The organism is Acinetobacter sp. UBA5934, from assembly GCF_002430855.1.
Taxonomy (GTDB): Bacteria; Pseudomonadota; Gammaproteobacteria; order Pseudomonadales; family Moraxellaceae; genus Acinetobacter.
Genome location: NZ_DJDC01000152.1, coordinates 13,602 through 20,261, shown reverse-complemented (window position 1 = coordinate 20,261; position 6,660 = coordinate 13,602). Strand labels below are relative to the sequence as shown.

The window sequence follows — 6,660 nt, the reverse complement described above, 5'->3', positions numbered from 1 at the left end:
TATCGAAATAAAAAACCGGCGCCTAGACGCCGGTTTTTTTACATCACTGACACTATCAGTTTTGTATCAACCTAGATTGAAGCAAGTGCAGCATTCAATGTAGCGCTTGGACGCATTACTGCATTTACTTTCTCTTGATCAAGAGCGTAGTAACCGCCGATGTCTACTGACTTACCTTGCACTTCTGCAAGTTCAGCAACAATTTTCTCTTCATTGTCAGCAAGTGCTTTCGCAAGAGGAGCAAACTTCGCTTTAAGCTCAGCATCTTCGTCTTGTGCAGCAAGTGCTTCAGCCCAGAATTTAGCCAGGTAGAAGTGGCTGCCACGGTTATCCAGCTCACCAGTACGACGAGAAGGTGACTTGTCGTTGTCTAACAGTTTGCCAGTTGCCTGATCTAGAGTTCGAGCAAGAAGTTTCGCACGAGCGTTGTTTTCTTTAATGCCCATTTCTTCTAAAGAAACAGCTAGAGCAAGGAATTCACCCAAAGAGTCCCAACGCAAGTGGTTTTCTTCTACCAATTGCTGTACGTGTTTAGGTGCTGAACCGCCTGCACCCGTTTCGTACATGCCGCCACCAGCCATTAACGGCACGATAGACAACATTTTCGCAGAAGTACCTAGTTCCATAATCGGGAACAAGTCAGTCAGGTAGTCACGCAGGATGTTACCCGTTACTGAAATAGTATCCAGGCCACGCGCAACGCGTTCAAGCGTATAACGCATTGCACGTACTTGTGACATGATCTGGATATCCAAACCAGTTGTGTCGTGATCTTTTAAGTATTTTTCAACTTTCTTGATCAGTTCGTTTTCGTGTGGACGGTACGGGTCAAGCCAGAAGATCGCAGGCATGCCTGAGTTGCGTGCACGAGTTACGGCAAGTTTCACCCAGTCACGGATTGGAGCATCTTTCACCTGACACATACGCCAGATATCGCCTTCTTCCACATTTTGAGACATCAACACTTCACCAGTTTCTAGGTCAGTGATGTTCGCAATACCTGCTTCAGGAATTTCGAAAGTCTTGTCGTGTGAACCGTATTCTTCTGCTTTTTGTGCCATCAAACCAACGTTAGGTACAGTACCCATTGTACGTGGATCGAAGTTACCATTCCATTTACAGAAGTTGATCATTTCCTGGTAAATACGCGCAAAAGTAGATTCAGGCATTACAGCTTTACAGTCGTAAGGTTTGCCGTCAGCACCCCACATTTTACCGCCACCACGGATCATTGCAGGCATAGAAGCATCTACAATCACGTCGTTAGGAGAATGGAAGTTAGTGATGCCTTTAGCTGAATCAACCATCGCAAGTGCTGGACGGTGTTCTTGACAAGCATGTAGATCTTCGATGATTTCTTCACGCAACGAAGTTGGTAAAGTTTCGATTTTCTCGTAAAGACCCGCCATACCGTTGTTGATGTTAATACCCAATTCATCAAACAGTTTGCCATGTTTCTCAAACGCTTCTTTGTAGTAAATGCGTACACAGTGACCGAATACGATCGGATGTGACACCTTCATCATGGTCGCTTTAACGTGTAGAGAGAACAGGATGCCTGCTTCTTTACAATCATCTAATTCTTTTTCATAGAAGTCGCAAAGCGCTTTTTTGCTCATGAACATTGAGTCAATGATTTCGCCTTCAAGAAGCGCAACTTTTGGCTTAAGAACAATGGTTTCACCAGACTTAGTGATCAATTCCATTTTCACGTTACGCGCGCGGTCTAAAGTCATAGACTTTTCACCATGGTAGAAGTCACCTTCGTCCATATGAGAAACGTGAGTTTGTGACCACTGTTTCCACTCGCTCATAGAATGCGGGTGTTTTTTCGCGTAGTTTTTCACTGCGGCAGGTGCACGACGGTCAGAGTTACCTTCACGCAATACCGGGTTTACAGCAGAACCTAAACATTTGCTGTAACGTGCTTTAATAGCTTTTTCTTCCTCAGTTACCGGGTTTTCCGGGTAGTCAGGAAGCGCATAGCCTTTCGATTGAAGTTCCTTGATACACGCTGTCAACTGGCCGACTGAAGCACTAATATTTGGGAGTTTGATGATATTAGTGTCAGGATCTTGTGTGAGACGGCCAAGCTCTGCTAGGTTATTTGGTACCTTTTGCTCGTCGCTTAGGAATTCGCTAAATTCTGCAAGCACACGTACGGCCACAGAGATGTCTTTTTTAACAATCTCAACACCAGCCGGCTTGGTAAAGGTCTCAATGATCGGCAGCAGGGAGTAGGTCGCCAACAATGGCGCCTCGTCGGTCAATGTGTAAATGATTTTTGACTTTCCACCAGCCATATGTAGCCCCTTGCTTTGGATTGAGTTTTCAGGCACCGAGCTTGTGGCTCAGTCCCGCGAACCGGTTTGCTTAAATAAAACATTAAAAAGTATCGGTGCTTATTTGCACCTCAGCCAAACAGCAAGATCTTGCATACTGATCTTTGGCTGAAAATTTGTATACATCAGTGTTGTTCACCAATACCGATATTCTACGTGAAATTTAGTTTTATTTCGAATCTAGACGTGGTAGTCAGTCTGTTAGAACGCTCAAACACTCATCTAATTGACCAACAGGGGATTTTGGGTGTTAATGTAATATATTTTATATTTATCAATTATTTGTATATTTTTTAATAAAAATATTGATTAAAATTTAAACATATTATTTTTCTGGTTTGTAAACTAATTACTTACAACATGTTGGGTATCATGGAAATAAATCATTCATAACAGAATAACCTATAAATTAATTTTATATATGCTCAGAAAAATCGTTCTTGAGAAATAGATGTTTCTCATTATTCGGATACAATTTTATCTATAGTTCTGTATACCGCTATACACCTCAGTTGAAGTCGGAAATGACTGATTTTTTAGAACGCTTTAAATTAAATAGTATTAAATTAAGGTGATCATTGAGACAAATCAGGTTATTATTCACATTAATTATTTGGTTAAATTTTGAACATTTTAATCGGATGATAAAATAATTTAGGCTAAATATGACTTAGAATGTCACATTCTATCTATTTATGTCTTTATTGATTGTGTTCATAGTGAAATTTTGTTAATAAGGTAAAAGGTAATAATTATTTTTTACAACAATAATAGTGATTGGATGAATCAAATATGAAAATGCAGTTGCTTGAAATAGGCTCAGAAACTGAGCAGCTTAGTGCATGTAAGCTTTCACTATTATTGGGTGTGTTTACCCCGACTAATCAGGTTGAACGTTTTTTAAAATTTGCCCGTAAAATGCTTGAAGCAGATCAGGCGGTATTAACTTTTCATAATGAGCCTTATATCTGGTACTCCTCAAGACAGGGTTTCAAGGCATTTTGCTCGCCAGGTGAAACCTGTTTAAGTTCTTATTTTGAAGGGCAGACCTTTATTGATCATCAACATGCACAATATGCAAATCTGGTACAGCATATTGGTGAGTTCGGCGTAGAGGCAAACCGTTATCTGGCTTTCGATCTGCGGATGAGTGATGGCGTGTCCATTGGCCAAGCGCTATTTTTTGATTTAAAACAGGAAAGTTTTGCGCCTGAAGATATCGCAGCCGTAAATGATTTTACGACCAGTCTTATCCATGTGATTGAATTGAAAGCTGATCATGCCGAACTTAAAGAAATGTACGAGCAGCAAGCTGCACTCAACTTCAGTAAGACCAAGTTTTTCCAGATTATTGCCCATGACTTGAGAGCCCCTTTTCATGGTTTGCTGGGTTTTTCTGAGGTGTTGGCGCAAGAGCGTGAAACACTGGATGAATCGAGCGTACAGAGTATTGCTGAATATTTGTATGATACGGCACAATCGACCTATAACCTGCTGGAAAGTCTGCTGAATTGGGCAATGGCTGAAGGTGGACGTTTTATCTATCACCCAATCAATTTTGAATTAAAACAGTCGACTAAAATTGTCTGCGATGTACTTAACAGTCTGGCTTTAAAGAAAAATATCCAGTTAATTGACCAGATTGAAGACGACATAAAAATTTATGCCGATATCAACATGATTACTTCGGTGATTCAGAACCTGGTATCAAATGCCCTGAAATTCACACCAATTGATGGGACGGGTAAAGTCATTATTGCTGCGAACAGATTGGATACGCACGTGCATATTTCTGTCCGTGATACGGGACTGGGCATGAATCAGGCTCAAATAGAGCAACTGTTCCAGCAATCTGTAACTGCTAGTATCAAGGGTACTGCAGGGGAGAAAGGGACTGGACTGGGACTGGTGTTGTGTAAACGCTTTATCGATCTGAACCATGGCGAAATTTTCGTAGAATCTCAGGAAGGTGAAGGAACGATTTTCCATGTGACCTTGCCAGCAGCCACCAATGCCCATCAAGCCTTAATTCCGGAACAGATCATCAAGAATGAAAAAGTGAAAGTATAGAAAAATAAATTTTCTTTTCCACTCTCTCTTGTCAGCTGCTATAACTAGGAAAAAATCAGGCTGAAGGTTTTAAGATGAATGCGGAACAATTGCAGAACACATTGCGAGCGAGCCAATACGCAGAACAGGTATTGGGGAAACACGGCGCTTTATTAGAACAGGATTATGCAATTGATCAATTTCTTCTTCCTTTAAGCACGCTTCAAATTCAGAACTTTGTTCATGACACGCTAGAGCAGATTACCGATGAAAACACATGGATGCGTGCCATCCGTGTGCTTCGTGCGCGCCTGATGTTTCGCTGGATCTGGCAGGATGCCAATCGGCTGACTGATGTAGTCACGCTGACACGTGAGCTTTCCGATTTTGCCGATGCAGCCATTTGCGCAGCTAAAGATTTTGCCCTTATACCTTTGATGGCCAAGCATGGTGAGCCAATTGGCTACGGTGGTGCCGTGCAGGATTTAATTGTTGTGGCCATGGGCAAACTCGGGGCACAAGAGCTAAATCTTTCCAGTGATATTGATCTGATTTTTGCCTTTGATGAACAGGGCGAAACCAATGGTCGCAAATGTATTGATGTACAGCAGTTCTGTATTCTGTGGGGACAGAAACTGATTTATCTGCTTGATCATATTACCGCAGACGGCTTTGTGTTCCGTGTCGATATGCGCCTGCGTCCCTGGGGTGATGGTTCAGCTTTGGCGATTAGCCATGTGGCCCTGGAAAAATATTTAAGCCAGCATGGCCGTGAATGGGAGCGTTATGCCTGGATTAAAGCCCGCATTGTGACGGGTGGAAAAGAAGGGGATGAGTTATTGGAAATGACTCGTCCTTTTGTATTTCGCAAATATGTCGATTACACAGCCTTTGAAGCCATGCGTGAAATGAAGGCCATGATTGAACGCGAAGTGCAGCGCCGCAATATTGAAGATGATATCAAGCTCGGTGCAGGCGGTATTCGTGAAGTCGAATTCATCGTTCAAGTCTTTCAATTGATTTATGGCGGCTCAAAACTTGAACTGCAGGACCGCCAGTGTCTGGTCAGCCTGCATCATCTGGGAGAAGTCGGGCTTCTAGAGCAAAATGCCGTACTTGAACTGGAAGATGCCTATTTGTTCCTGCGCCGCATTGAACATGCCATTCAGGCTTTAAATGATCAGCAAACCCAATCTTTACCGGTTGAGCCTGATTTAAGAAATCGCATGATTGAAACGCTGGGTTTTGACAGTTGGGAGCAATTTTTAGAAGCACTGAATCAAAAACGTGCCAAGGTCATCTACCAGTTTGAGCATTTAATTAATGAAAAAGAGCCTGATCCACTGGTGGAAAGTTTTACCCAGCTAGAAAAACAGCTGAATGAGGTGCTGGATGAAGATGCCAAAAATTTGGTACATGAGTTCTGGTATGGACATGCGCTGAAAAAATTGCCAGCCAAAGCGGTACAGCGTCTGAAAACTTTTTGGCCACATCTGATTGAAGCAATTTTGCAGTCAGATAAACCGCAAGTGGCGCTGTTGCGCTTGATGCCTTTGGTCGAAACGGTCCTGCGCCGTACCGTATATCTGGTGATGCTGATTGAAAGCAAAGGTGCGTTGCAGCGTCTGGTGAAAATGGCCACGGTGAGTCCATGGATTTGCGAGGAGCTGACCCATTATCCGGTACTGCTGGATGAGTTCCTGTCGATGGATTTTGAATTGCCGAAACGTCAGGATCTGGAAGATTCACTGCGTCAGCAACTGTTACGCATCGAGATTGATCAGGTGGAAGATCAGATGCGCGTGCTGCGTTTATTCAAGAAATCCAATGTATTGGCTGTGGCAGCCAGTGATGTACTGGCGGAAAGTCCACTGATGAAAGTCTCTGATGCCTTAACCGATATTGCAGAAGTTTCGGTGAATGCCACACTCAATCTGGCTTATCAGATTGTGGCGAAAAAGCATGGTTTCCCCTTAGACGCCGAAGGCCAGCGCTGTACGCTGGATCATACTGCTTTTACCGTGATTGGTTATGGGAAAGTTGGCGGAATTGAACTGGGTTATGGTTCAGATCTGGATCTGGTATTTATTCACTATATGAGTGAACAGGGCGATACAGATGGCATTAAACCGATTAGCGGTTTCGAGTTTGCCATGCGTGTGGCACAGAAATTCATGTCCTTAATGACCACCCAAACTTTAGATGGTCGCGTCTATGAAATTGATACCCGTTTACGTCCATCCGGTGAAGCCGGTTTACTGGTGACAAG

At 42.9% G+C, this 6,660-nt stretch carries 3 protein-coding genes; 2 read left to right on the top strand and 1 reads right to left on the bottom strand.

Annotated features, from left to right (window positions below; genetic code table 11):
• Positions 1-71: 71 nt before the first annotated feature.
• Positions 72-2,303, bottom strand: coding sequence for an NADP-dependent isocitrate dehydrogenase (locus tag B2Y23_RS10570; protein WP_291370729.1), 2,232 nt, complete (start codon positions 2,301-2,303; stop codon positions 72-74).
• An 831-nt stretch (positions 2,304-3,134) separates the two neighbouring features.
• Here B2Y23_RS10570 and B2Y23_RS10565 point away from each other — a divergent pair.
• Together B2Y23_RS10565 and glnE are read left to right on the top strand one after the other, a co-directional pair.
• A complete protein-coding gene (locus tag B2Y23_RS10565; RefSeq protein WP_291370728.1) occupies positions 3,135-4,412 on the top strand; it encodes a sensor histidine kinase in 1,278 nt (425 codons plus the stop codon).
• Positions 4,413-4,486: 74 nt separating this feature from the next.
• A partial coding sequence (gene glnE, locus B2Y23_RS10560) for a bifunctional [glutamate--ammonia ligase]-adenylyl-L-tyrosine phosphorylase/[glutamate--ammonia-ligase] adenylyltransferase (protein WP_291370726.1) occupies positions 4,487-6,660 on the top strand: 2,174 nt, incomplete at its 3' end.